At 56.2% G+C, this 1,100-nt stretch carries 1 protein-coding gene; it reads left to right on the top strand.

Going from position 1 to position 1,100, the window contains the following annotated elements; genetic code table 11:
- A partial coding sequence (locus tag QZ506_RS15195) for a DEAD/DEAH box helicase (protein ID WP_291972168.1) occupies positions 1-1,100 on the top strand: 1,100 nt, incomplete at both ends.

The following is a 1,100-nucleotide window of genomic DNA, read 5'->3' as shown; positions in this document are numbered from 1 at the left end:
TTCTTGCGCCGCTGCGCGTGGCACGCTCAACGTGGCCGGATGAAGCCAACAAATGGAGTCATCTGCGCAATATCGAGATCCAGCCCATTATGGGTAGCGTAAAAGAACGGCTGGCAGCGCTGACGAACAGCAACGCCAGCGTTTTTACCACCAACTACGACAACCTGGTATGGCTGGTTGAAACGCTGGGTGAGCGCTGGCCGTTCGCCACCGTAATTGGCGACGAGAGCACCCGGCTTAAATCCTTTCGATTGCGCGGCGGCGGCAAACGTGCGGCAGCACTTGGCAAGGTCGCACATAAGCATGTCCACCGCTGGGGCAATCTCACCGGCACGCCAGCACCAAACGGTCTGGTAGACCTGTGGGGGCAAGCGTGGTTTGTCGATCAGGGCCAGCGCCTAGGGCGCACATTCGGCGCATTTACCTCGCGCTGGTTCAACGCAATCCAGTTTCCCGGCCAAAGCTGGACAAAGCTGGAACCCTTTCCCCATTCGCAGGATGAGATACAGGCCGCGCTACGCGATGTGACGATCTCACTGGATGCCGGCGACTGGTTTGTTATTGAGGAACCGATCCATAACGTGATCCGCGTGGAAATGCCGCCCAAGGCACGCCAGCAGTATCAGGAAATGGAAAAGGAGATGTTTCTGGAACTGGATGGTGACGGCATTGAAGCGCCAAACGCCGCCGCAAAAACCGTGAAGTGTTTGCAAATCGCCAGCGGCGCTATCTATACCGACGACAAAGGTACCTGGTCAGAAATCCACGACGCCAAGTTGCAAGCGCTGGAAAGCGTGATTGCCGAATCTGGCGGTATGCCGGTGCTGGTTGCCTACCACTTTAAAAGCGATTTAGCCCGTTTATTGAAAGCCTTTCCAAAGGGTAAACAGCTTGATTCCGATCCACAGACGCTGCGCGACTGGAACGCAGGAAAAATACCTGTCCTTTTTGCTCACCCGGCCAGCGCAGGCCACGGCCTGAATATGCAGGACGGCGGAAACATCCTGGTGTTTTTCTCGCACTGGTGGGATCTGGAACAGTACCAACAAATTATCGAACGTATCGGGCCAACACGCCAGATACAGGCGGGGCATAACCGC

Source organism: Candidatus Symbiopectobacterium sp. (genome assembly GCF_020054415.1).
Lineage (GTDB): Bacteria > Pseudomonadota > Gammaproteobacteria > Enterobacterales > Enterobacteriaceae > Symbiopectobacterium.
This window is presented reverse-complemented; position numbering and strand designations above follow the sequence as displayed.